At 61.0% G+C, this 24,881-nt stretch carries 17 protein-coding genes and 2 pseudogenes; 9 read left to right on the top strand and 10 right to left on the bottom strand.

The annotated features are described in order from the left end of the window. Positions 1-3 precede the first annotated feature (3 nt). Positions 4-1,218: a bifunctional 3,4-dihydroxy-2-butanone-4-phosphate synthase/GTP cyclohydrolase II gene (locus IAE77_RS18970; protein WP_294229931.1), complete on the bottom strand. Its 1,215-nt coding sequence runs from the start codon at positions 1,216-1,218 to the stop codon at positions 4-6. 135 nt (positions 1,219-1,353) lie between these two features. Between IAE77_RS18970 and hprK the strand changes: the two genes are divergently transcribed. Continuing rightward, on the top strand, positions 1,354-2,322 hold the full coding sequence (gene hprK, locus IAE77_RS18975; protein ID WP_294229934.1) for an HPr(Ser) kinase/phosphatase: 969 nt from the start codon (positions 1,354-1,356) through the stop codon (positions 2,320-2,322). 22 nt (positions 2,323-2,344) lie between these two features. Further along, complete coding sequence (locus IAE77_RS18980; protein ID WP_294229937.1) at positions 2,345-2,617, top strand: HPr family phosphocarrier protein; 273 nt, start codon at positions 2,345-2,347, stop codon at positions 2,615-2,617. Positions 2,618-2,743: 126 nt separating this feature from the next. On the opposite strand, the gene IAE77_RS18985 is transcribed toward IAE77_RS18980, so the two are convergent. From IAE77_RS18985 to rplM, 3 genes are all read right to left on the bottom strand, one after another. Further along, entirely contained in the window at positions 2,744-3,001 is a 258-nt protein-coding gene (locus IAE77_RS18985; protein WP_294229940.1) for a hypothetical protein, read from the bottom strand. A 101-nt stretch (positions 3,002-3,102) separates the two neighbouring features. After that, positions 3,103-3,495 carry a 30S ribosomal protein S9 gene (gene rpsI, locus IAE77_RS18990; protein WP_294229943.1) on the bottom strand — a complete coding sequence of 131 codons (393 nt, stop codon included), beginning with the start codon at positions 3,493-3,495 and terminating at the stop codon, positions 3,103-3,105. A 17-nt stretch (positions 3,496-3,512) separates the two neighbouring features. Further along, the gene (rplM, locus tag IAE77_RS18995) at positions 3,513-3,941 is read right to left on the bottom strand and encodes a 50S ribosomal protein L13 (RefSeq protein WP_294229946.1); all 429 of its coding nucleotides are present in this window, start codon (positions 3,939-3,941) and stop codon (positions 3,513-3,515) included. 646 nt (positions 3,942-4,587) lie between these two features. On the opposite strand from rplM, the gene IAE77_RS19000 reads away from it, so the two are divergent. Both IAE77_RS19000 and IAE77_RS19005 read left to right on the top strand, forming a co-directional pair. Beyond that, complete coding sequence (locus IAE77_RS19000; protein ID WP_294229948.1) at positions 4,588-5,796, top strand: TIGR02597 family protein; 1,209 nt, start codon at positions 4,588-4,590, stop codon at positions 5,794-5,796. A gap of 24 nt (positions 5,797-5,820) precedes the next feature. Further along, complete coding sequence (locus IAE77_RS19005) at positions 5,821-6,477, top strand: PEP-CTERM sorting domain-containing protein (protein WP_294229951.1); 657 nt, start codon at positions 5,821-5,823, stop codon at positions 6,475-6,477. 655 nt (positions 6,478-7,132) lie between these two features. Here the strand turns inward: IAE77_RS19005 and IAE77_RS19010 are convergent. Then, entirely contained in the window at positions 7,133-8,512 is a 1,380-nt protein-coding gene (locus tag IAE77_RS19010) for an efflux transporter outer membrane subunit (protein ID WP_294229953.1), read from the bottom strand. A gap of 143 nt (positions 8,513-8,655) precedes the next feature. On the opposite strand from IAE77_RS19010, the gene IAE77_RS19015 reads away from it, so the two are divergent. Further along, on the top strand, positions 8,656-10,293 hold the full coding sequence (locus tag IAE77_RS19015; protein ID WP_294229956.1) for a sulfatase: 1,638 nt from the start codon (positions 8,656-8,658) through the stop codon (positions 10,291-10,293). A gap of 321 nt (positions 10,294-10,614) precedes the next feature. On the opposite strand, the gene IAE77_RS19020 is transcribed toward IAE77_RS19015, so the two are convergent. The 4 genes and pseudogenes from IAE77_RS19020 to IAE77_RS19030 all read right to left on the bottom strand — a co-directional run bounded on the left by IAE77_RS19020 (position 10,615) and on the right by IAE77_RS19030 (position 17,065). Further along, entirely contained in the window at positions 10,615-13,968 is a 3,354-nt protein-coding gene (locus IAE77_RS19020; RefSeq protein ID WP_294229960.1) for a PVC-type heme-binding CxxCH protein, read from the bottom strand. Positions 13,969-14,043: 75 nt separating this feature from the next. Then, positions 14,044-14,388: pseudogene (locus IAE77_RS30935) on the bottom strand (carboxynorspermidine decarboxylase); the annotation flags it as partial. Positions 14,389-14,478: 90 nt separating this feature from the next. Beyond that, a pseudogene (locus tag IAE77_RS19025) lies at positions 14,479-15,966 on the bottom strand (hypothetical protein); the annotation flags it as partial. A 22-nt stretch (positions 15,967-15,988) separates the two neighbouring features. Then, positions 15,989-17,065 (bottom strand): sugar kinase, encoded by a 1,077-nt coding sequence (locus IAE77_RS19030; protein ID WP_294229965.1) that lies wholly within the window; start codon positions 17,063-17,065, stop codon positions 15,989-15,991. An 83-nt stretch (positions 17,066-17,148) separates the two neighbouring features. On the opposite strand from IAE77_RS19030, the gene IAE77_RS19035 reads away from it, so the two are divergent. From IAE77_RS19035 to IAE77_RS19045, 3 genes are all read left to right on the top strand, one after another. After that, positions 17,149-18,396, top strand: a complete 1,248-nt coding sequence (locus tag IAE77_RS19035; protein WP_294229968.1) for a serine hydrolase — start codon at positions 17,149-17,151, stop codon at positions 18,394-18,396. An 85-nt stretch (positions 18,397-18,481) separates the two neighbouring features. Further along, on the top strand, positions 18,482-18,976 hold the full coding sequence (locus IAE77_RS19040; RefSeq protein WP_294229972.1) for an FKBP-type peptidyl-prolyl cis-trans isomerase: 495 nt from the start codon (positions 18,482-18,484) through the stop codon (positions 18,974-18,976). Between the two features lie 99 nt (positions 18,977-19,075). Further along, positions 19,076-22,168 (top strand): DUF6797 domain-containing protein, encoded by a 3,093-nt coding sequence (locus IAE77_RS19045; protein ID WP_294229974.1) that lies wholly within the window; start codon positions 19,076-19,078, stop codon positions 22,166-22,168. 66 nt (positions 22,169-22,234) lie between these two features. On the opposite strand, the gene ruvA is transcribed toward IAE77_RS19045, so the two are convergent. Further along, a complete protein-coding gene (ruvA, locus tag IAE77_RS19050; RefSeq protein ID WP_294229977.1) occupies positions 22,235-22,840 on the bottom strand; it encodes a Holliday junction branch migration protein RuvA in 606 nt (201 codons plus the stop codon). 186 nt (positions 22,841-23,026) lie between these two features. Between ruvA and glsA the strand changes: the two genes are divergently transcribed. Further along, entirely contained in the window at positions 23,027-24,874 is a 1,848-nt protein-coding gene (gene glsA, locus IAE77_RS19055) for a glutaminase A (RefSeq protein ID WP_294229980.1), read from the top strand. The last annotated feature ends 7 nt before the right edge of the window (positions 24,875-24,881 follow it).

Raw genomic sequence — 24,881 nt, forward strand, 5'->3', positions numbered from 1 at the left:
AGTTCAGAGCTTGTGGCCCATTTTCTTCTTCTTGGTTTCGAGGTAGCGGGCGTTCTCGGGCTTCGGGGGGGATTTGACGGGAACCTGCTCGGCGATTTCCAGCTTGTGACCTTCCAGACCGACGACTTTGCGCGGATTGTTGGTCATGAGCTTGATTTTTCGCACGCCGAGGTCGGAGATGATCTGGGCACCGATGCCATAGTCGCGGAGGTCCATCGGGAAACCGAGCTTCAAATTGGCCTCCACGGTGTCAAAGCCCTGCTCCTGGAGCTTGTAGGCCATGATCTTGCCATGCAGGCCGATGCCCCGGCCTTCGTGACCACGCATGTAAACGATGATCCCCTTCCCCTCCTGGGCGATGTGGCGCATGGCGGAATGAAGCTGGCTGCCGCAGTCGCAGCGGCGGGAGGCGAAAACATCGCCGGTGAGGCATTCGCTGTGCACCCGCACGAGCGTGGGTGAATCGGGCGTGATGTCGCCCATTACGAGCGCCACGTGATGCACCGCATCGAGCGTGCTCTTGTAGAGATGCAGTTTGAAGGTGCCGAAGTCGGTCGGCATGTCCACGACCTCGATCTTTTCGACCAAGCGCTCGCTCAGGCGGCGGTGGGCGATCAGATCGGCGATGCTGCACATCTTGAGGTGGTGCTTTTTCGCGAACTTTTTCAGATCCGGCAGCCGGGCCATGGTGCCGTCGGCGTTCATGATCTCGATCAGTACTCCTGCTTCGCGCAATCCGGCCATCCGGGCCAGATCGACCGCCGCCTCGGTGTGACCGGCACGCCGCAGCACTCCGCCGGGCTTGGCGACCAGCGGGTTGATGTGCCCAGGCTGGACAAAATCGGCTGGCTTGCTTTTCGGGTCAGCCAGCAGGCGGATGGTGCGGGTGCGGTCAGCCGTGCTGATGCCGGTGGAGATTCCCTGGGCCGCATCCACGGTCACGGTGAAATCGGTGCGGAAGGCCTCGCGATTCTCCGGCACCATGCTGGCGAGGCTCAACTGCTGGGCGATTTCCAGCGAAACGGGCACGCAAAGCATGCCACCGCCCTCACGCACCATGAAGTTGACCATCTCGGGCGTGATTTTCTCCGCCGCACAGATCAGATCGCCCTCGTTTTCACGGTCCTCATCGTCCGTCACCACCACCATGCGGCCCTCGCGGATGTCTGCGATGACAGACTCGACGGAGTCAAAAACGAAGGGCTTCGGACGCGGCATGGGAGACGGTGAAAAAGAGCCAGTGCCGCAAAAACGCGGCGTGGGGGCGGATGTCTTAGCCGATCACACGGCGTTTTCCAGCGCGAGCTTGGTTTTTCGTTGCCGCCGGGAACAAGCTTCGCGTAATGTCACGCAATGCCGCCGCCCCCGAAAGTCAAACGCCCGTCCTCGGTGACCGTGGGGGAGTTTTTTCAACTGAACGACAAGGCTCTGAAACTGCGGCTGATCGGCTCCGACATCGGATTCACGCGCAAGATCAGCGAGCCCTCAGTAAACCGTCCGGGACTCGCGCTCTCCGGCTTCTTCACCTATTTCGCCTACAAGCGCGTGCAGGTCATCGGCAATTCGGAGCACTCCTTCCTCGAAGGGCTCGAACCCCGGCTCCGCGCGGCCCGTTTCAGCCAGCTCTGCTCGTGGGACATCCCCTGCATCATCGTCGCCCGCGGCCACCGCATCTCGGATGATCTCGTCGAAATCGCCAATGCGGCTGGAATCTCGATCTTCCAGACCAGCATGGTGACGATGAAGTTCCTCAACGTCGCCACGATCAAGCTGGAGTGGACCTTCGCCCCGAGCCTGCTCGTGCATGGCTGCATGGTGGATGTGCAGGGCATCGGCGTCCTCATCCAGGGCGACAGCGGCTGCGGCAAAAGCGAAAGCGTCATCGGCCTGCTGCAACGCGGGGCCAGCCTGGTGGCAGATGACGCCGTGCGGCTGCGCCTGGTCGAGGATCGCGAGATCATCGGATCGGCGCCCGACTTGACCCGTGGCATGATCGAAATCCGCGGCCTCGGCATCCTGAACGTGGCCGCCCTCTTCGGCGTGGGGGCCGTGCGTCTGAGCAAACGCCTCGACTTCATCGTGGAACTCGTCCGCGGCAGCCGCACGGAAGACCTGGAACGGGTCGGAGTGACCACCGACACCCGCGAGGTCATGGGCTTGAAGGTCGAACGTGTCGCCCTGCCGGTGGAACCCGGGCGCGATGTGGCCGGACTCATCGAACTGGCGGCCATGAACTACAAGCTGCGCGCCTTCGGGCACAACAGCGCCGTTGAGTTCGACCAAAGATTGTTGAAAAAAATGTCGGATGACCAATTAGGTTAGAACAAGCTCCCTCCAACCCGCCATGAGCATTGAAAAAGAACTGACGATCCGCAACAAGATGGGCATGCACGCACGCCCGGCGGCGCAGTTTGTGAAGCGGGCCAGCAAGTATCAGTGCGACGTCTGGGTGGAGAAAGACGACGAACCCGTGAACGGCAAAAGCATCATGGGCCTCATGATGCTGGCCGCAGGACGAGGTGAAACGATCAAGATTATCGCCGATGGCAGCGATGCTGCGGCCGCCGTCGCCGACCTCGAAGAACTCGTCACCTCCGGATTCGGAGACGTGGAGTGAGCGACGGTTCGCCGTTACCTGTTCTTCCTTGTTTCAAAGCGGCACGGACGCGTGTTCAGCCTCTCCTGATGCCCGATCACACCACCTTTGTGGCGTTGCACAATCGGTGACGGAGCCGAATGAGGATCACTTCCTCTCCTCAACGGGCGGACGCGTGAGCACCCGCACCTCCTCGCCGCTTTGCGGATCTGGCGGCGGGCTTTCCTTGAGCATCTCCAGCATCATCGTGCCGATCAGATAGATCAATCCGCCGCCGACACCCACCCCGATGGCGATGAACCGCCGCTGCCAGACGTGCTCACGGTCAATGGCCCACCAGAAACGCATGCAGAGGGCGATCCAAAGCACGCTGGCACCGAGAACGAGAAGCTGGCCTGAGGTCATGTGCCCAGTGTGGCGCGAATTGCCGGCCGGAGCGACAACAAAAACAAAGCCCCGCACACGGCGGGGCTTTGCACACAATCGAGCTGAAAAACAGACGCAGATCAGCGCTTGGAGAACTGGAAGCGCTTGCGGGCACCCGGACGGCCGGGCTTCTTACGCTCCTTCGCACGGGAATCACGGGTGAGCAGCCCGTTCTGCTTCAGCAGCGGACGAAGCTCAGGATTCACACGGATCAGCGCACGCGCGATGCCGAGACGAACGGCACCCACCTGGCCGCTGCTGCCACCGCCGGTGGCGTTCACCTTGAAATCATAGCTCTGACGGGAGTTGGTCAGCGCCAGCGGAAACAGGATCTGGTTCTGCAGGGCGACGGTCGGGAAGTACTCTTCGAAGTCACGGCCGTTGACGGTGATGCTGCCGGAACCTTCGGTGACAAAGACGCGGGCGATCGCGGTCTTGCGGCGTCCGGTGGCGTTTTGGAGGGGTTTGCTCATGCTGGTGGAGGAAAAAATTAAACGGCGAAGGGCTTCGGGTTCTGCGCCTCATGCGGATGCTCGGCACCTTCATAGATCTTCAGCTTGCCAAGAATGGCGCGGCCAAGACGATTGTGAGGCACCATGCCCTTCACCGCACGCTCGACGAGGAGCTGCGGACGGCGGGCGCGCACGCGCTCGACGTTCTCGACCTTCTGGTTGCCGACGTAACCGGCCTTCGAGGTGTAGATCTTCTGGGTTTCCTTCTTGCCGCTGAGGCGGACTTCGGCGGCGTTCAACACCACCACAAAATCACCCGTGTCCACGTGCGGGGTGAAGGTCGGCTTGGTCTTGCCACGGAGGAGATTGGCGGCTGCAACGGCCACATCGCCCAGAATCTGGTTCTTGGCGTCGATCACCCACCATGTGGGGTTGTGGTCCTGGGCTTTGGCTGAAAACGTCTTCATTGAGTGCTTCGTATGCGGAAAACTTCCCTTTTGGGAAGAGGGGCCGCGATAGTAGGAGGTCTGTCCGGGGTGTCAAGGTCGAAAACCAAGTTGTTCACAGAACCGCCGACTCCTGCGCCACACATCCCGATTCATCCCTCTCCGTCAATGCCCCTTGCTGTGACCACTTAAAGACACCGCCACAACTTCAGCGTTTCGACACCACCCGGAAGAGTTCATCGAATCAGTTCACCAAATGAATCACCAAAGATGGGTGAGTCGCACCGAACGCGACCTTTCCGCAACGAGGATCCAAAACGATGAGAACCGAGGGCACAGTCGATCTGTCAGCACAAAATGAGCGGCTTTGGCACGAACATGGTGTATCGAAGCAAAAGTCGGAGCTCGCCACGAGGTTCCTTGCCGCTTCTTGAGCCATCCCCCTCAGCAGCCTCGTCATCGCCCCACCACATTTTTAGGTTTAAGGGAGCACTTCAGGTGCGGCAATGATCATCAAAATGCAGATTCCGAAAGATTTTTTGTAGCGAATGGAGGCCGACGGGGTATATGCCATTGAGAGTTTCTTCTGAACCACTGGTGCAGCACGGGAACTTTTTCTCGACTTCACCGGCCGAAATCGCTAACCTCCGCAATAATTGCTAAGAATATGTTTAACCATACCCGCCGTTTATTGATCCCGCTGCTGGCACTCCAGTGCCTCCCGTTGGCGAACGCTGTCGAAACAGAACCCGTGGGATTCGTCACGGTGGAACTGGCCGGCAATTCGGATTCCTACGTTTACATCCCCTTCAAGCGCCCACCGGCCTTTGTCGGTGCTGCCGCCAGCCTCTCCAGCAATGGGGTCTATGATGTCGGCGAGCCCTTCACTGACAACAATCCAGCCAATGGCGTGCGCGATGCGGCGGAGGCTTTCACGGACACCAACAATGTCATCACCCTCGCGGGCACTCCCGGACTCACAGCCAGCCAGTTTGTCTATTCAGCAGGCGTCCAGAGCAATCGCTACTATGTGTTCCTGAAGACAGGCACTCGCATCGGCATGTACTACACCGTGGTCGGCAATGACACCGGCTCGGTGACGGTTGATTTGGCTGGCGATGACATCGCTGCTGCAGGCGCAATCACTGAGAGCACCACTCTCGAGGTGATCCCTTATGACACTTTGGGGACGATTTTCCCAAGCGGAGCAGGGGTCAATCCGAGCACCAGTCACTCAATCGCCACCCGCCAGAGTGAGGTGCTGATCCCGAACTTGGGTTCAGCAGGAACAAATCTTGCCTCCCCAGTCTCGTATTATTACTACAATGGAGTTGCTGGTGCTGGTCCGGGTTGGCGCAAGGCTGGCGTATCTGCAGTGATCGCCAATGACGACGTTCTTCTTCCCGACGCGTTTTTCACAGTTCGCCACAACATTTCAACCGCCACTTCGCTGACATTCACAGGTTCAGTGCAAATGTCCCAACTGACTACTCCCGTTGGAACGATTGCTAACTCCACCGATCAAGACAATGCCGTTGCTCTTCCCTTCGCCACGGAGCAAACACTCGCTCAGTTGAAGCTTTGGGAATCTGGCGTTTTTGCCGGCAGTTCTTCGCATTCTCTCGCAACCCGCCAGGATCAAGTTCTTGTGAAAGACAGCTCGGTTATTGGAAAAAACAAAGCCGCCGGCACGAGTTACTATTATTACACAGGTGCTACAGCACCTGGACCAGGCTGGCGTAAGTCAGGTGTGTCCTCTGTCATCGCCAACGATGATATCGTGGTGAGCCCCACCAAGGTCATTGTCATTCGCAAAAAGAGCACAGGCGCTCCGGTGTCCGCTCTTTGGACAGTCAAGCCACCATACGTTCCCTGATCGAAACATCTTCTTCACAAAAAAATGAAAACACACATCCTCTTGATTGCCCTGTCTTTGGGCCTACTCAGCACACAGGCGAATGCTTCGATCTCATTCTTGATCCAAGGAGACGCACTCAAAGATTCGGCAGGGACTCCTGTTCCTCAAACAGGCTTGCTCCTTTTCGTATCAAGCACTTCGGACGCCGTTTTTGATGCAATCCAAGCCGGATCATCAACCGCAATTGGAAGCAGTTTGAACGGGAGTGATGACAAAGTGTTGTTTCGGGGAGATTTCTCGACCTACCCGGCTGCAGGAGTCTTTGACATGACCACTGGGGCTTTGGATCTTTCCTCAGTTTCAGGCTGGAACGCAGGAGATCCCCTCGGACTTCTTTGGTTCCCGACCCTGACGTTGGCTTCAACCACCATTGATGCGGGAACTCAGTATGGCTTCTATCGCAACGGAGCGGCTGTCGACTCCACACTCGCATGGACGACCCCAGCGGATGGAACGGATAACTATCTGCTAGGATTCTTTACTCAAGATGGCGGCGAATTAAGCCCAGGTCCAGGCGCGGCAAATCCAGCTGCCGCTGGCAACGCCTCCTTCACCGTGGGAGGCGTGGTTCCTGAGCCTTCGCGCATGATGCTCGGATTGTTTGGCATCCTTGGCTTGGCTTTCCGTCGGCGCCGTTGATCTGAATTGAGGTTCCTTAGCTTGGCTTTGAACGGGTCACTGTCTTGCGACAGTGACCCGTTTTGCTTGGTGGGCGAACGCCGGATTCCCCCCGGTGTGTGGGCGAAAGGCGGCTGGACGGTGAATTCATCCTCAGCCGGGCAGGTTACGAAGGGAATGCGGACGGAAGAAGGTCCGCCGTTCGCGATGCCCGCTGCTCGCGTGTTCCCTCCTTCTTGCCTCGTAAGCCCGCTTCCTTGATCACGCCCCACAAGGTGGAGCGCACTCCCACACTACGGCTGGGATCTGCCTTGGCGCTGACGTTTCTCCTGTTGGACGGACGATTTCGCTCCGGTTTACCCATCAAGCGCCCGTTCAGCGAATCACCTCGTCCCTCGGTTCACCCAAGCACGGCAACTGGCTGAACATGGCGGAACCGAACGCAGTAAGATAGCCAGCCGCAGGCTGCCCCGAAGGGGTGGAGCGCAGCGACAGCAAATCGAAATCGGCATGGCCCAGCATCAATGCCTGGATCGACGCATCGGCGACCAGGCAACGCTGGAGAGAGAACTCGAGGCATGGAGTCCGAAACGCAAGGCAGATCATTCGCCCTCAGTTCGTGTCATTGAATGCCTTTCCGCCTGAAGGCGGGACTCCCAACCGGGATTCCGAACCGTTACTCCCACCCGCCGCCGAGCGCCTTCAGCATCGCGACCGCAGCCATGAGGCGCTGGCCTTCGACCTGCGCTGCCAGCAGCTTGGCATTCAGCACGGTGCGGTTGGCGTCCACGACTTCAAAGTAGCTCGCGAGACCCTTCTGATAGCGCAGATCGGCCAGACGATGGGTTTCTTGCGCGGCGGAGATCGCGCCGTTCAGCGCGGAGGCCTGCTTCGCGTAGGCACGCACGTTGAGCATACTGTCCTCGACCTCCTGCAGCGCCACGAGGATGCTCTGGCGGTAGTTCGCCAGCGTCTCATCGTAGGCGGCCTTCGAAGCCTTCAGATTGGCACGGAGCCGCCCGCCTTGGAACATGGGCAGCGTCATCTGCGGCCCGATGGTCAGCACGCGGCTGCGTGCATCATAGAACTGGGCCGCTCCAATACTCTCAAGACCACCCGAACCCACGATGCTGAACTTCGGAAAGAACTCCGCCTTCGCCACGCCGACCTTGGCATTGGCCTCACGCATGCGCTGTTCGGCCGCACGGACGTCAGGACGACGCTGCAGCAGTGTGGAAGGCAGCCCTCCCGGCACCTTCGGCGGCGTCGGCAGGTGGCCGTTCGTCGCCACGCGGAAGGTGGAAGGAATGTCACCGCAGATGACCGCGAGCGCGTTCTCGGCATTGCCGCGTTGACGTTCCAGAGCGGCGTGGTCATTGCGGGCGAGTTCCAGCTCCGTCTTGGCACGGGCCACGTCCATTTCATTCGCCAGACCGCCTTTGAAGCGGGACTCCTGCAGCTTCACCGCCTCCTCACGCCAGGTCTGCGTGTCGCGCACCACCTGCATCTGCCGGTCGAGCGAGTGAGTCAGGAAATACAAACGCGCCACCTCCGCCGCGATAGTCAGACGCTGGGCGGCGACAGTTTCCATGGCAGCAAACTGGGATGCCCGGGACCCTTCCACACCACGACGCACGCGACCCCACAGGTCAAACTCCCACCCCAGTTCCAGCAGATTCTGGAAGCGGCGGCGTTGAGTCTCAGGCAGCGCGATTCCAGACGGAAGGTTCGCACCGAAGGCGATCTGCGAGAGCCTCTCATACTGCATCCCGTTCTTCATGTTCAGCTGCGGGAACCAGTCCGCCTGCTGCACGCCGACCAGCGCACGCGCCGTCTCCACGCGGGCCAGGGCGCTGCGCAGTTCCTGGTTTTGATCCAAGGCACGATCCACCAGTTTGTTCAGCTCGGAAGAGCCAAAGAGCTTCCACCATTCACCCGGGACCGGAATGTCCTTCGTGCTGGTGCTGCCGTTCTTCCAGCGGGATGGCATCACCATGTCCGGCAGCTTGAAGTCCGGCCCCACGGTGCAGGAGGCCACTGAAAGCGAGAGCGCCAAGCAGAAAAATTTCCTCGGTTGATTCATGCGCGGACTCATGGGGCGGATCGTCCCGAGCGCAACCGGCAAGACGCGCCCTGATCCGCCATTCTTGGGCCGAAGTTTGGCGAATGTTCGCCGGCGATGCCGCGTTGACTGGAGCCATGCGCATCCTGTCGTTCCTCATCGTCCTGACCACGCTTTCCTCTGCCGCGGACAAGCCGCTGAACATCCTCTTCTGCTTCGCCGACGACTGGGGTCGCTACGCCAGCATCTACGCGGAGCATGAGAAGTTCCCATCGCCAAACCAGGTCGTCAAAACCCCGAACATCGACCGCATCGCCCGCGAGGGGGCGCTCTTCAGCCGTGCGTATGTGAATGCGCCCTCATGCACCCCCTGCCGCAGCGCCCTGCTGTCCGGCCGCTACTTCTTCAACACCGGCCGTGCCGCCATTCTGAATGGCGCCGTGTGGGATCCTGCCATCCCCAGTTTTCCGCTGCTCTTGAAGGATCAGGGCTACCACATTGGCAAGGCCTTCAAGGTCTGGAGCCCCGGCGATCCCGCCGACGCTCCTTACGGCGGCCAGAAGTACGCCTTCCAGCAGTCCGGCGGCCGCTGCAATCAGTTCTCCCAGAATGTGGACAAGCTCATGAAGGACGGCGTTCCTGTCGAGGACGCGAAGCAGCAGATCTATGCCGAGGTGCGCGGGAATTTCGATGCCTTTCTCAAGGCGCGGCCGAAAGGCACGCCGTTCTGCTTCTGGCACGGCCCCACCAATGTGCATCGCAAGTGGGTCAAAGGCAGCGGCGAGGCCCAGTGGGGCATCCAACCGGACGATTTGAAGGGCAAGCTGCCGAAACACCTGCCGGACGTGGACGCCTTCCGCGAGGACTTCGGCAGCTACCTCGGCGAGATCCAGGCCTTCGACGCGCAGGTGGGCACGCTCATCAAACGACTCGAAGAAGAAGGCGAGTATGACAACACCGTCATCGTCATCAGCGGCGACCACGGCGCGCCCGGATTCCCCGGCGGCAAGTGCAACCTCTACGACTTCGGCGTCGGCGTCACCCTGGCCATCCGCTGGCCCGGACAGCCCGGCGGTCGCTACATTGCGGACTTCGTCAATCTCATGGACCTCGCACCCACCTTCATGGAGATCGGCGGCGCCCCCATTCCGCCCGGCGTGAATGGCAAAAGCCTCGTCTCGCTCATGAAATCCGGCCAAAGCGGCCAGATCGAGAAGGAGCGCGACTACGTCATCACCGGCCGCGAGCGTCACGTCAGCAGCGCCCGCGAAGGCAACCTCCCCTACCCCCAGCGTGCACTACGGAAGGACGGCTTCCTCTACATCCACAACTTCAAACCGGAACGCATGCCCATGGGCGACTTCAAGACGCTGACCGACAGCTTCACGCCCAGCCAGGACGACCTCGAAAACGAGACCTATGTCGCCTTCCCGGACATGGATGCCTCGCCCGCGAAGGCCTGGCTCGTCCAGCATCGCAACGACTCGCAGTACAAGTGGCACTTCGACTACGCCTTCGCCAAACGGCCGCAGGAGGAGCTCTACGACCTCAGCAAAGACCCTGCGCAGACCATCAACGTCGCCGCCGAACCCGGCTACGCCGAGATCAAGGCCCAGATGGCCGCCGAACTGATGGCCAAGCTCAAGGAAGTCGGCGACCCACGCGTCACCGCCGATCCCGTGCCCTTTGAAAGCGGCGTCTTCACCCAGGACACCAAAACGAACGCCGCCAAGGGCAAAGGAAAAGGCAAGAAGGGCAAGGCCAAGGCGGAGTGAACCGCAGCCCCGTCTGCCTGCGTCGCGTCCGTAGAATGGACGAGTGCGTCGGTAGGGACGTGCTTCACCCTTTGCAGTCAAAGGGGGCTCCACCGCAGGCGGCGGTGGCGAGGCACCGACGGCGCAGGACGATCACTTTCCCCAGGCAACCCAGTCGGCACCCCACGTCCGGCAGCCACCAGGCGGGTTTGTCCGCGACCGGCTGCGGCTGCGCCCCGTCCCTGGTGCGACATCTAGCATCCCCTGCGCAACCGGTGAATCTGAACGTCGCGGCCCCGACGACCGTTGAGCCCCCCACCTCGCGCCCATCTGCCACGACGCCTATTTCCCGAGCAAGAAGGCGATCAGGTCGCTCATCTGCTCCTTGTTGATGGCTCCTTCGAGACCATCTGGCATCAGGGTGCGGTCGAGGCTTTTCATCTCCTTGATCCCTGAACGTGAAATCGTCTCCTTCGCACCGCCCATCATGGCCAGCACCACGGAATCGGGCGTCTCACTTTGGATGAGGCCGGACAAGGTGCGGCCATCCTTCGTTTCGATGGTATAGGCGCTCCAGCGGGCTTCGAACATGCGGTTCGGGTCCAAAATGTCGCTGAGGAGGGCTTCGGGGGGCTTCACCTTCACGTCGGAGAGCGGCGGGCCGACATCGACGCCGAGCTGGCCGTGCTTGTGGCAGGTGATGCAGATGGTGGCGAAGACTTGCTGGCCTCTTTTGGCGTCGCCGGGCTTTTTGGCGGCGTCGAGGTAGCTGGTGACGACTTTGGCGCGGTCGCTGTTGGCCTCGCCGAAGAGCTTTTTGGCGAGTTCGGCCATTTCGCCTTTGCCGCGCTGGTAAGCCCAGCGTTTTTCGACATCGACCCACGCAGGCGGGAACTCGCCTTTGTCCATGCGCTTGAAGAGTTCGAGCGCGGTGGTGGCGTTGGCGGTGAGGATGGTCACGAGGTCGCGTTTGAGGCCGGGACCGGCTTTGGGCAGCAGTTCGTAAATGAGCGGCGAGGTGCTGGTGGCGCTGAACTTCTTCAACAGGGCCACGGTGGCCGCGGTGAGCTCCAGCGGCTGCGTGGTGGTGAGCAGGTTCTTCACCACGGGCTCGACGGAGGCCCATTTCCGCGAGGCAAGCAGCGGCAGCACGGCGAGGCGTTGATCGAGCGGTGCCTTGGCATCGGCGATGATGGTGTCGATCTTCGTTTGAAGCGCGGCGATTTCCTTGGCGGCGTCTTCGTGGCCTTTCGGGAGCTTGGCGAGACCTTGCAGCAAAGCGGGTTTCCACCAAAGGAGTTCGCCGGGTTGTTTTTGGAGAAGCGTGAGCAGCGACTTGATGTCGCTGGCCTCGCTATCGGCGAGCGAACCGGCGGCGAAGGTGCGGATGGTGCCGCTCTTGGTGGCAGAGAAGTGGCTGAAGAAGCCATCGCCGAGCTGGCTGAGGATGCGGCCCATGTTCTTTGCGGAGACGCTGGCAACCATTTTGGCCATCCACGGGTCTTCGCCGTGTTTCGTGAGGATGGCGGCGAGTTCGGCGGTGTCGGTGATCGTTGGGATTTTGAGGAACAGGGCGCGTTCGGGATGCTCTGCGGGCAGGGGGCTTGAGAAAGTAGTGATGGGCTTTAGCCCGTCAGAGCTGGCGGTGGCGGTCACGGGCTGAAGCCCATGACTACTTTTTCCTTTCGGCACCACACGCCAGATGCGGCCGTGGTTTTCGCCCTGGCGCATGTCGTGAGTTTTGACGAATTCCTCGGGGAAGAAGCGGGCGTGGTCGATCCAGCGGCGGTAGATGTCGCAGATGTAGATCGCGCCGTCGGGGCCGGTGGTGAAGTTCACGGGGCGGCACCATTCGTCGCTGCTGCGGAAGAATTCGGTGCGATCACCGATACGGGTGGCTTTGAGCGAGGCACCGTTTGGTTCAACTTTATAGCGGGTGACAAGCTGGCCGGTGGGATCGGGCACGAAGACGTTGTTGCGCAATTCGGGCATCAAACTGCCACGATAGACACCCAGGCCGGAACAAGCGGTGTTTGTGCCGGCGTGGGCGTCTGCCGTGGTGTGCGTGATCTGCAGCGGATACACGCGCGTCTCCGCGCCGGGTGTGGCGATGTCCTCATGGACCTGCGTGATGCCGGCATGCGGATTCCGCAGCATGGCCTCGTAGGGCATGACGGTGAACATGAGCGGGTTACGGTTCGAACAGTAGAAATGGTGGCCGTAGTCGTCGAAAGCGCCGCCGTATTGGCCGCGACCGCCGGTGGGCGTGATCTCGCCGGTCTTGGGGTTCCATTTGAAGTTCGAGCCGGGGACGCCGACGACCTTCGTGGGGGCATCTGCGGGATATATCTCGCGGGCATCGAGGCCGTTGTTGAAGTGAACGCAGCCGTCGGGACCCCAGCGTGGCGCACTGACTTGGAGCTGGCTGTGCTTGGGATTGAAGCCGCGGATGAGGGGCTTGATGAGGTCGGCCTTGTTGTCACCGTCGGTGTCTTTGAGGAAGAGAATCTGGCTGCGGGTGGTGGCGATGAGGCCGCCGTCGTAAGGTAGGAGACCCTGCACGTTGTCCATGTGGTCGGCAAAGGTCACGGCCTTGTCCATGCGGCCGTCGCCGTTGTCGTCGGTGAGCAGTTGAATGCGTGAAAGCCACGGATCGCCGGGATTCGGCGGGCCGAGCGGGTAATCGCGCATGTCGGCGACGAACATGCGGCCTTTTTCATCCCACGTGGCCTCGACGGGATCGAGCACGAGCGGTTCGGCGGCGACGAGTTGCACCTCATACGGGCCGTCGAGCTGGATGCGCTTCATGCTTTCTTCGGGCGAAAGGGCCTCGCTTTGACCATCGCGCACCGCGCCGATGTCGCTACCGCCGCTGGCCTGGATGGCGGACCATTTCTCTTTGAACTCGCCGAGCGGATAGAGCTCGTAGCGACGCACGATCATCTCCGCGCCCTCGGTTTGAAGGAGGATTTTGCCTTCGCTCGGTTTGCAATCGAAGGCCTCGTTCACCATCGCGCCGTTGACGAAGTATTGCAGCGTGTCGCCCTTGGCGATGACTTCGAGGCGGTTCCACTCGCCGCTGGGGCTTTCGACATCGTTTTTGCCACGGAAGCCGACGGTGTCGCTCCAGTCCTCGTCGCGGCCACGCCAGTTGATGCGGCCTTTGGTCACGGTCTGGCGCGGCTTGCCCTTCTTCCAAATCTTCTCCTTGTCGCGGTCGAGCGCGAACTCGGCGGAGAGCGAAGTCGTGAGCTCCGTGCCGTCCGCGAGCTTCGGCGAGAGCACGAGGATGTCACCCACGCCGCCTTCGATGATCTGCGCCTCGATGCTGGCCATCCAGGTGTCGCCGTAGGCGCCGTGCGGCCCGTAGGCGTGGAGGAGGATGCCGTTGTCCTTCGCGGCCTTCTCACGCTTGCCCCAGGTCTTCGTGCCCCATTTGAATTCGATGACGAGGTGGTAGTCGCGGAAGTTGTCCTTCGTGGCGACGTAGCCGTAGCCACGGCCGGAGATGTTGAAGGCGCCGTCTTTGGCAAAGGTCCAGATGTCCTTCGGATCATCGTGGAAGTCAGCCTTCGGATTGACGTGGTATTCCACGTTGCCGGATTTGATGACTTCGAGGAGATCGAGCTTCTTCGTGACCGGCTGGGCGGAAACGACAAACGGGACGGCGATGAGGAATGCGAGGATGGAGCGCATGGCTTGCATACGAAGGGTACGGCCGCCGCTTTGCCGAGCCAGACTCGAATGCGCCCAATCTTGGTGCTTTTGTGCTTACGAGAGCTTGTTGCGGAAGTCCTCGTAGCCAAAGCGACGCACAACGCGGTATTCCTTTTTCTCCGCGTCGTAGATGGCAATGTCGGGATGCGGCACGCCATTGAAGGTGGTCGTCTTCACCATCGTGTAGTGCGCCATGTCGGCAAAGACGAGGCGCTGACCGACCCGCAGCGGCTCTGGAAAAGAGAAGCCCTCGATCACATCGCCCGCGAGGCACGTCGGTCCGCCGAGACGATACTCATGCGCGAACTCGCCCGACTTGCCGGCACCGAAGACATGCGGCCGGTAGGGCATTTCCAGGCAGTCCGGCATGTGGGCGGTGATGGAGATGTCGAGGATCGCGGTGGGCAGAACTTCGCCGCCGTCGTCGTGTTCTTCGCCCTCCGCGATCAAGTCTTCGGCGGCCACGCCAAGGATGTGGATGTCGATGGGAAAGAGGTTTCCTTTGTCATCACGCAGAACATTGGCCGGACGTGCGTCCACGATGCTGATGCCGTCGATTTCGCGAACGAAGCTGTTTTCCCGTTTGCGAATGAACCCTTGGCCGCTGAACCAGGCCTCGATCTGCTCCGGTGTGGCCTCCGCACCGACCACAAATGGCTGGCTGGTGATGAACGTGACGCCGTCCGGTTCCTGAAGCACACCTTCAAAGCACCATTCGAAGCCCAGCAACGCGTCGTAGGCCAGAAGGTTCTCCAAATAGGCCAGAGCCTCACCACGAGCGCCAAAATTGGGCGGGGTCGTGAGTTTGAGCACCCGTCCGGCTTTCTCATCCAGCAGGACCTCATGCTCGGCACCGCCTTCCAGCTCACCAAACGCCGCTGTCCGCGTCTCGAAGACGGAAGGTGAGATCAGGCATCCGCTGGTTTTCGCCCACGCAAGAATCGATTCGGTCTCGGCACGGAGCCGTTCCGCCGCATCTGCGCGATCAGCTCCTCGCGCGTCATTTTGGAGGCGGCGATGGAGTTCTCGCGCAAGGCGTCCTGCATCGCCTGGCGTGCGATAGGGGAAAGAATCGGAGCTGCTTTGGGCATGAGTGAGTGTGGTTTCGGGTTTGGAAATGGCAACTGCGGTTTTGCGCGCGCCGACGATGTCCTGCACTTCGGTGATCAGATAACCGGTGTTCAGGCCCGCAGCCTCGCCAGGCTCGATGTAAACCTCCTTGCCCCACCTTTCGCGGAAGGTGCGGAGGACGCGCACGAGGCGTTCCACGTCGTAATCGTTGCGCGTGATGTGATGACCGCCGCCCATGTTCACCCACTGCACCTGCTCGATGAGGCGGGGAAACTTCGCCTCGACGGCGGCGACGGTGCGCTCCAGCACATCGGCGTCCTGCTCGCACAAGGCGTGGAAATGCAGGCCTTCGATGCCGCTCCAGTCCTCGCCTTCGAGCGAATCGGCACGAATGCCGAGACGGCAACCGGGTGAGCAGGGATCGTAGAGCGACACCTCGACCTCAGAATGCTCCGGATTCACGCGGATGCCGGGGCTTGGCGCATGACCGGTGGCGGCCTTCGCGGCATCGATCATCGGTTTGTGCTTCCGGAACTGAGCGAGCGAATTGAAACTGAGGTGATGCGCGATGGGGATGATCGCCCGCATCTCGGCTTCTTTGAAGGAAGGCGCATAGACATGCACTTCCTTGCCGAACTCCTGCGCCAGCAGCGCTTCGTGCAATCCGCTCGCGCAACAGCCGCTCAGATACTCGCGCATGATCGGAAACACGCTGAACATCGAGAAGCCCTTCAGCGCCAGCAGCACCTTCGCGCCGGATTCACGCTGCACGGCGGCCAGTTTCTCCATGTTTTTGCGCAGCAGGCTCGTGTCCACCACGTAGGCGGGCGTTTCGATGGCGTTGATGTCGAAAGCCGGGAACGGCTGCTCGTAAACGTGCGGAGGCGTGAAGTCGGTGAAGGCCATTTCGGTCAGAACCAATGTGGGATTAGCGCTGCACCTTTGCGTCACCGCCTTCGGCGAGCTTCTGCACTTCGACAAACGTCGCCATGCTGGTGTCGCCTGGAGTCGTCATGGCCAGTGCGCCGTGGGCGGCACCGTAATCAACGGCTCTTTGCGCGTCGTTTTCGACCAGCAGGCCGTGAATCAGGCCCGCAACGAAGCTGTCCCCTGCCCCGATGCGGTCGAGAATGTCGAAACGCGGATAATTCCGACTGCGATGGAACTGGCCACGATGCCAGCACAGCGCCCCCCAGTCGTTGATGCTGGCGGTGTGCACGCGGCGCAACGTGGCAGCGATGGTGTGCAGGTTCGGATACTCACCCGCGAGCTTTTCCATCATGGGACGCAGTTTGGCGTCCTCCGCGGCGAAGATGTCGCTGGGATCACTCGGAACAGCCGATGCGGAAGGCGGATCGTCGCTCAAGACGCCGATCATGACGTTCACATAAGGCGCGAGACGGCGGTTCAGCGCCTGGGCCGCAGGGAAACCACCGCGCTCCTGCCACAGCGACGGACGGTAGTTCAAATCATAGCTCACTGTCACGCCGTGCTTCTTTGCCTCCTCACAGGCCTGGATCGTGACCTCGGCCGTGGATTCGGAAAGCCCCGCGAAGATGCCGCCGGTGTGCAGCCATTTACAGCCGAGTCTGCCGAACAGATGATCGAAATCGAAATCGCCTGGCTTGATCTGCGATGCCGCGCTGTTGCCACGATCCACGCTACCCTTGGCACCACGCACGCCGAAACCACGCTCGGTAAAGTTGATCGGATTGCGCACACGCTTGCCCATGCCGTCGTAGGGCACCCATTTGACCAACGAGGTGTCCACGCCGCCTTGAAGGATGAGATCCTCGATGAGACGACCGATTTCGTTGTCGGCAAACGCCGTCAGAATGCCGCTGCGCAATCCAAAGCAACGACGAGCACCACGGGCCACGTTATATTCGCCACCACCTTCCCAGGCCGTGAATTGACGCGATGTGCGCACGCGTCCTTCGCCGGGATCGAGGCGCAGGAGGACTTCACCGAGGGACAGCAGATCGTAGGCAGGTTGGGCAGGCATGGGGCCGCCAGATATGGCGTGTCATGCGAGAATCTCCAGCAGCAATTCACTCCGCGCTGGCGTTTGCCTCAGCGAACAATCCCATGCAATCGTCCGCCGTGAACTCCCGCTTCTTCATCTCCGCACTCGCTTTTGTTTCAGCCTCCCTGCACGCTGCTGATCTCTACTTCCCACCACCCGACAGCGAAGGTGGCTGGCGGGAGGCCAAAGAGGTCAAAGCATGCCGTGACCAGGCCGGCATGGACCTGTCGAAGCTCGAAACGGCTTTCGTCCTGTCGGATCGCAGCACCGCGCACGGCGGCCTCGTCGTCGTGCGCAACGGATGGCTCTGTTTCGAGCGCTATTTTGGCCGGGCGAGCCGAAACTCGAATCCCGACATGGCCTCCACGGGCAAAGGCTTCTGCAGCATCGCCTGCGGCATCATGCTGGAGGAGTTCAAAGACAAGATTCCAGAGGGACTCGACACGAAAGTGTTCACTGAGAAGTATCTTCCCGAAGCCTTCCCGTTGAACGACCCACGCAAGGCTGACATCACGCTCGGCCAGTTGCTCTGCATGACCGCCGGTTACTGGGGCGAGGGGCAAACGCCCACCGGCTACGTCAAAGGCGATCCCAAAGCGAAGCCGCTCAAGCCGGTGCCGGGCCAGAACATTCGTGATCTCGACAAATCCTCGCTCAATGTGCCCCTGTGGTGCGATCCAGGCGCAGGCTACTCGTATTCATCGCCTTCACCGCACATCGCCAGCATTGTGCTGCGTCATGTCACTGGCATGGAGTTGAAGGACTACATCGACACCCGTCTGGCGAAGCCCCAGGGCTGGGGCGCGTGGGATTACTGCCTGCATCGTGGCGACTTCGTCATGCCACACGCGAATGGCGCGGGCAGCACGGCTTTGCATGCCACGGATGCGGTTCGCTTCGGCTATTGCCTGGCCCACGAAGGCAGGTGGAAGGACAAACAGATCGTCCCGCCCGCTTACATCAAAAAATGCCAGACGTGGAGCCCCTACAACCCGCACACGCCCTTCAGCCTGCAATGGGAGCACAACGCCGACGGCCACGTGGCCGGAGCGCCGAAGGACGCGTTCTGGAAAAGCGGCGCAGGCGGCTTCTGCCTCTACGTCGTGCCTTCACTCGATCTCGTGATCTACAAACTCGGCGGCAAGACCGGCCAGTATGACCCGACGCTCACTTTGATCCCCCAGCCGAAGCCGGACACCAGCCGCGACACCTGGGAGGCCTTCCCCGGCAGCGCCTTCATGGAGGGCTCCGGTGCCGCGTCGCTCAATCGCATCCTGGAAATGGTCTGCGCGGCGGTGCGCATCGACTGACGCTCATTCTTCTGCCTTTCACCTGCCCGCTTGACCGCCAGAGGCCAGTCGGGACACTCGCCACGCCTTGCCCCGCCCAACCATCATGACCAAATCCATCGCCCTCGTCCTTCCCGCCCTGTTTCTCCTGAGCTGTGAAACATCCAAGCCCGAGCCCAAGAAGTCTGCCACGCCGCCGCCCGCTCCCGCACCTGTGGTTCCAGCGGCACCGCCGCCAACCACCGTGGGCAGCATTCACACCACCGCATCCGGCTTGCGTTATGAGGTTCTGCAACGCGGAGCTGGCACCGTGTCACCCACGGCCACTGACAACGTCACCGTCCACTACCACGGCACCTTGCAAAACGGCACCGTCTTCGACAGCTCCGTGCTCCGCGGCCAGCCGGCCAGCTTTCCCCTGAACGGCGTGATCCCCGGGTGGACCGAAGGCGTCCAGCTCATGAAGGTGGGCGACAAGTTCAAGTTCACCATTCCATCCAACCTGGCTTACGGCGCGAACAGCCCCACGCCGGCCATCCCGCCCTTCAGCACCCTGGTCTTCGAGGTCGAACTGCTCGCCATCAACGGCAGCACGAACTGACGTGCTGCTGTGAAGGCAAGACAGGGGCCGCGAGACCCCGCCGCAGGCGGGGCGGATCGTTGACAGATCACGAACGCCTCGCCTGTTCATGTTCCGACCATGAAGTTCCGTCCGCTCCTGGCGTTCCTGACGCTCGCCTCCGCCCTTTTCGCTCAAAAGTCGCCCCAACCGGCCACGCCATCGCCGTGGGGTGACTTTGTGGAGAAAGACTTCCCCTTCTTCAGCAGCGTACTCGACTGTCGCGATGTCGGTGAAGGCTTTCCGAAGGACAATCTCACGCCCCGCGGCCTCATCCTGAACCTCGGGCAGAATCTCTGGGCCTGCTTTGACACCGATCTCCTCCGCATCGCCTGCATCTGGGAAGGCGAGGAAGGCAAACCACCCGTCACACCCGAAGCGCTCGCTCCCGGTTCGTATCACATCGCCGGACAAAAGACCAAGGACGGCCAGGAGTTCCTGCCGAAGCCGGTTGGAAAGGTGTGGCTCGCGAATGGCATCTATCCGGGCTGGCAGGTCGGCGAGAAGCCGAGCTTCACCGATCCAAGAGAGCCGGCGCCGAGCGAGGAGGAATTAGGGCGCGGCCCGATTGACGCTCAAAAGGGCCGATTTCTCGGCGTGCGAATGGTGAATGGCATCGCGGTCATCGAACTCGAACTCGATGGGGTGCTCGTTCATCAAACCCTGTCACAAGCGAATTCGCAAGGCGACTTCCGGCGCGTGATGATCCACCACTGGATCGAAACTCCGTCACCAGATGTGGAAGTCCGGTTGTTTCATTTGCTTGGATTCCAGACCAAGGACAACCAGCAGTCGTCAGTCAAATTCAACTTGGAGTCAGCCGGCATCTCAAACGGAAGTGGTTGCTTGGTTTCAAGCCTTCAGCTCGAATCGGATAACAACAAGGCGCGGCTCACAGGACTCGGAGGTAGCACTACGCTGCACTTTAACGGTAAAAATGTACCCGGTGCCAGCTATTCCAGCCCAGCCTCCTTCGAGGCCATCGAGAAGGCTGTTCGACCTGATCGGCGACAAAATCCTCCCAAGCAGAGCCGCTGGCCCGAAACCCTTACTACCAAGGCCACGCTCTCTCAAAAACCCGACGCCTACGTCATCGACGACATCCCCCTGCCCTTCGAGAATCCGTGGAAGCGCAATGTGCGGCTCGCGGACATCGCGTTTCTCAATGACCTGGGCGATGCGGCAGGTGTCACCTTTGATGGTGATGTGTGGCTGATCTCGGGCCTGAAGGGCGATTTGGAGAAGGTGACGTGGAAACGCTTCGCCAGCGGGTTGCATGAGCCGATGAGCATTGTGACGAGAATGGAGAATCCTCGTGCTGATGAAGTCTCCAACCAAATCCAGAGACTTGAGGCGGAACTCAAGGCGGTTGCCAAGCTGATCCCAAATCAAATCGACCCTCCCTGGTCGGGCATACCTGAACATTTGCAGGGTCTGCGTATAGAAAGGGAAACACTGTCGAAAGCTGGCGCTCCTTCGAATCAGATCGCCAAGGTCACGAAGGAAATCGCAGAAGTGGAAAAGATTCTCGGCGACCTTCGGCGCGAATCGGATCGGATGGCGCCTACCATTGAAAAAGCGCTAAAGGAATCTGAAGAGATCAAAAGCAAGATTCGAGCACTCGACGACGAGAGAGGCAAAATCTACTCATCGGTCAATCACGCTTCCCGTTCCATTTTCGTCTTCGACCGCAACGGCATCTGGAAGCTCGTCGATTCGAACGGTGACAAGGAATGCGACCGCTATGAGATGTTCTGCAATCTCTTCGCGCAGACGGCGGAGACGCGGGAGTTTCCGAATTCGATGAAGCTGGGGCCAAAGGGTGAGCTTTACATCTCCAAGGGCGGCCAGGAAGGCACGACGCGTGGCAAGCACAACGGCACGGTCATCAAAGTGGCGGCGGATGGGAAGAAGATTGAAGTGATGGGTTATGGGTTACGGCAGCCCTTCATCGGCGTGAATCCGCAGACCGGTCTCGTCACCGCGAGCGACCAGCAGGGCAACTACGTGCCCTCCACGCCGCTGCACATCATCAGCGATCACCATTTCTACGGCCACCTGCCGACCATCGCGCCGAAAGACCAGTTCCCCAAGACGATCACCGAGCCGCTGACCTGGATTCCGCATCCGGTGAATCCCAGCGGTGTCACGCAGACCTGGCTCCTCGACGCGAAGATGGGACCGGTGAACGACGAACTGATCCACATCGGCTACAATCGCCCCGAACTCTTCCGCGTGCTTATGAACACGCGCTTTGAACGCCCGCAGGCGGCGGTCACGAGCTTCTCACGCGACTTCGACTTCCCCACGCTCAACGCGATTGTGAATCCGGCCGACGGGCAGCTCTACGTCGTCGGCTTCCAGGTCTGGGGCACCGTGGTGAAGAAGCTGAGCGGCCTCGCCCGCGTGCGCTACACCGGCCAGCCGCGTGTTCTGCTGAAAGAGGTCACGCCGACCGACAAAGGCCTCCTGCTGCGCTTCAATGCCAAGCTCGACGCCAAACTCGCCACCAATCCCGACAGCTACAACGCCGAGCGCTGGAACTACCGCCGCACGCCGGACTACGGCAGCCCGCACCTGAAGCTCGACGGCAGCACTGGCCAGGAGTGGATGAACGCGAGCAGCGCCTACTTGAGCGACGACGGCAAAAGCGTGCTGGTCGGCTTCCCCGAAATGAAGGCCGGTGTCCATCAGATGCGCATCGGCTGGGGTTTGAAGAGCGCCGACGGCCTCAAGGCCGAAAACACGGCCTACTTCACGCCCTGGGAGCTGCTGACCTTTGATCCGAAGAAGGAAGGCTTCGACGCGAACCTCAAAGTCGATCTCACCCCGCGCCAATCCACCGTCACGGCCGCAGTGAAGCCGACGGTGGAGGAAGGTGAGCGCCTGTATCAAATGTTCGGCTGCATGGCCTGCCACAGCACCGATGGCACGCTCGTCGGCAAGGTCGGCCCCAGTTGGAAGGGCCTCTTCGGCAGCGAGCGTGACATTGCCAAGGGGCAGAAGGGCAGATTCAAAGCCGATGAAGCCTACTTGCGCGAGTCCATCCTCAATCCGAGCGCCAAAGTCGTGAAGGGCTTCGAGAAATTCGACACCGGCATGCCCATTTACGCGGGCATCTTGAACGACTCGCAGATTGAGAGCCTGATTCTGTACATCAAGAGTCTGAAGTGAGCCCAAGGAGCGGGGGACTCCGTCCCCCGTTTCAATTCGTGGGGACAGAGTCCCCCGCTCCTTGATTCACCCCATGCCCCGCAACGCCTCGCGGATCATCTTGTCCGCCGTATCGATGCTAGGCTGCTTCGCCGCCTCGTTCACCGCCTTCTGGGCCTCGCTTTGCTTGTAGCCCAGAGCGATGAGGGCCAGCACCGCATCGCTTTGCGCCTCCTGTTTCGGATCGTGCGCGCCTTTGGCCGTTCGTGCGGCCTGCCAGGCATCGACGACGCCGACCTTGTCCTTCAGCTCCAAAACGATGCGCTCCGCCGTCTTCCCGCCGACGCCTTTGATGCGGGAGAGCGACTTTACATCCCCGGCGATCACCGCGTCCTTGAACGCGGCCACCGGCATGCCGCTGAGCACGCTGAGCGCCATTTTCGGGCCGATGCCGGACACACGGTCCATCAGCAGGCGGAAGAGATCCCGCTCATCGGCGCTCATGAAGCCGAACAGCGTATGATCCCGCTCAGTCACGTGGTAATGCGTGAGCAATTGCACCTCCGCGCCGACCTGCGGCAGCCTGTCGAAGGTGGTCAGCGGAATGAGCGCCACATAGCCGACGCCATGGACGTCGATCGTCGCACGATGAGGCAGGGCTTCGGCCAGAATTCCACGCAGAAAGGCAATCATGCGCCCCATGAAGGCGAGGACGCCGGAAAGGTGCAAGCGGAGGTTTCCCTGAGGGATGGCCAGCCACCATGGATCCGGCGGGAAAATCGCCCAAACGAAGCGAACCATCCCCCGCCCAGGCACCCGGCGGGAGCATTTTTCGCAACGATTAGCATCCTTCCTGCTACTAAATTCCCCACCAACCTCATGTCCGACTCCTCCCTCCCTGTTTCGCCGATCCAATCCTACCTGGAAGAACTCCACGCCAAATACCAACCGCTGCGCGAAGGAGCCGTGGCCACCTACATTCCGGAGCTGGGAAAGGCGAACCCGGACTGGTTCGGCATCTGCGTGGTCACCTGTGACGGGCAGGTCTATGAAGTCGGTGACACGCGGCAGCATTTCACCATCCAATCGATCTCCAAGGCGCTGACGTATGGCATCGCCCTCCAGGACAGCGGGAAGGACACCGTGCTCTCAAAGGTGTGGATGGAGCCCAGCGGCGAGCCTTTCAACTCCATCAGCCTCGACCCCAGCGGCCGTCCCCTGAACCCGATGATCAACGCTGGCGCCATCGCCACCACCGGACTCGTGGAGGGCAAGACCACGCGGCAGAAGGTGAACCGCATCCTGGACACATTCTCCCGCTACGCTGGACGGCAGCTCACCATCGACCAGGATGTCAGCCGCTCGGAAAGCGAGACGGGCCACCGGAACCGTGCCATCGCCTACATGCTGCGGAATTTTGACATCTTCACCGAGGACCCGATGCCCAGCCTGGAGGCCTACTTCCAGCAGTGCTCGATCCTGGTGAACTGCCACGACCTCGCCTTCATGGGCGCGACACTGGCCAACGACGGCGTGCATCCGCTGACCGGCCAGCGGGCCATCATCGGCGACTACGTCGAGAACGTGCTCAGCGTCATGTCCTCCAGCGGCATGTATGACGCCGCTGGCGAATGGCTGTACAATGTCGGCATGCCAGCCAAGAGCGGCGTGGGTGGCGGCATCCTCGCCGTGCTGCCCGGCCAGCTCGCCGTGGCGGTCTTTTCCCCGCTTCTGGACCAGCGGGGCAACAGCGCGCGCGGCATCGCGGTCTGCCGCGAGATTTCCGCCCGTTATCACCTGCACGTCTTCAACAGCGCCACACCATCGCTCTCCGTCATTCGCAATCGCAGTTCCGCAGCCCAGATTTCGTCCAATCGCTCCCGTCCGGCCGAGGAGGCACGACTTTTGCGCGAGCACGGCAGTCGCATCCGGCTGTTCGAGATCCAGGGCCATGTCACCTTTGGGCCGGCGGAGCGTGTGGTGCGCGAACTTCTCGCCGGTGCGGACAAAGCCTTCGCCTACATCCTCGATTTCAGCCGCGTTCCGCAGCTCGATGTCGTCTCCAGCAGGCTGTTCCTCGATACCTTTGAAGCACTGGCCGCGAAGGGCATCTGGGTTCACGTCACCCGCAGCCACCACGTGTCGATTCTAAAGCGCTCCGCCCGCCGTCGTCATGGCAGCACGCCACCTGCCTACCTTGCTTGGGAAGACGATGCCGACACCGCGCTGGAATTCTGTGAAAACCGCCTGCTGGAGTCGCTGGGCGACCGCCGCTCCTCCAGCATGACCGTTCCCTTTGAGAAATGCGAACTCGTGGAGGGCCTCACCGCGGCCGAGCGGGAGAAAGTCTGGCGTCTGCTGACCCCGCGCTCCTATCCGAAAGGCAGTGTCGTCTTTGAGGCCGGCACACAGGCCACGGAGCTGCTCATGATCCTCAAGGGCAAGGCCAGCATCGGCCTCACCCTGCCGAACGGGCTGAGCTACCGCCTCACCACCTGCACGCCGGGCATGACCTTCGGTGAAATGGCCCTGCTGGACAACGCCCCGCGTTCCGCGACCGTGCGTGCCGACACCGACATCGAGGCGCTGTCACTCTCCGCGCCCGGACTGGACCTGCTGATGAAGGCCGAGCATGCGATCCACGCCAAGATTCTCACCAACATCGCCCGCAACCTCGCCGCACGCCTGCGCAAACGGAACGCCGAGGTTCTCAGCAGCCACTTGTAGCCGTGTC

This window comes from Prosthecobacter sp. (assembly GCF_014879935.1).
Taxonomy (GTDB): domain Bacteria; phylum Verrucomicrobiota; class Verrucomicrobiia; order Verrucomicrobiales; family Verrucomicrobiaceae; genus Prosthecobacter.

Bases quoted from the DNA above. Each gene is read 5' to 3' on its own strand.
- IAE77_RS18970 (WP_294229931.1), bottom strand. From the start codon at position 1,218: ATGCCGCGTCCGAAGCCCTTCGTTTTTGACTCCGTCGAGTCTGTCATC.
- hprK (WP_294229934.1), top strand. From the start codon at position 1,354: ATGCCGCCGCCCCCGAAAGTCAAACGCCCGTCCTCGGTGACCGTGGGG.
- IAE77_RS18980 (WP_294229937.1), top strand. From the start codon at position 2,345: ATGAGCATTGAAAAAGAACTGACGATCCGCAACAAGATGGGCATGCAC.
- IAE77_RS18985 (WP_294229940.1), bottom strand. From the start codon at position 3,001: ATGACCTCAGGCCAGCTTCTCGTTCTCGGTGCCAGCGTGCTTTGGATC.
- rpsI (WP_294229943.1), bottom strand. From the start codon at position 3,495: ATGAGCAAACCCCTCCAAAACGCCACCGGACGCCGCAAGACCGCGATC.
- rplM (WP_294229946.1), bottom strand. From the start codon at position 3,941: ATGAAGACGTTTTCAGCCAAAGCCCAGGACCACAACCCCACATGGTGG.
- IAE77_RS19000 (WP_294229948.1), top strand. From the start codon at position 4,588: ATGTTTAACCATACCCGCCGTTTATTGATCCCGCTGCTGGCACTCCAG.
- IAE77_RS19005 (WP_294229951.1), top strand. From the start codon at position 5,821: ATGAAAACACACATCCTCTTGATTGCCCTGTCTTTGGGCCTACTCAGC.
- IAE77_RS19015 (WP_294229956.1), top strand. From the start codon at position 8,656: ATGCGCATCCTGTCGTTCCTCATCGTCCTGACCACGCTTTCCTCTGCC.
- IAE77_RS19020 (WP_294229960.1), bottom strand. From the start codon at position 13,968: ATGCGCTCCATCCTCGCATTCCTCATCGCCGTCCCGTTTGTCGTTTCC.
- IAE77_RS19030 (WP_294229965.1), bottom strand. From the start codon at position 17,065: ATGCCTGCCCAACCTGCCTACGATCTGCTGTCCCTCGGTGAAGTCCTC.
- IAE77_RS19035 (WP_294229968.1), top strand. From the start codon at position 17,149: ATGCAATCGTCCGCCGTGAACTCCCGCTTCTTCATCTCCGCACTCGCT.
- IAE77_RS19040 (WP_294229972.1), top strand. From the start codon at position 18,482: ATGACCAAATCCATCGCCCTCGTCCTTCCCGCCCTGTTTCTCCTGAGC.
- IAE77_RS19045 (WP_294229974.1), top strand. From the start codon at position 19,076: ATGAAGTTCCGTCCGCTCCTGGCGTTCCTGACGCTCGCCTCCGCCCTT.
- ruvA (WP_294229977.1), bottom strand. From the start codon at position 22,840: ATGATTGCCTTTCTGCGTGGAATTCTGGCCGAAGCCCTGCCTCATCGT.
- glsA (WP_294229980.1), top strand. From the start codon at position 23,027: ATGTCCGACTCCTCCCTCCCTGTTTCGCCGATCCAATCCTACCTGGAA.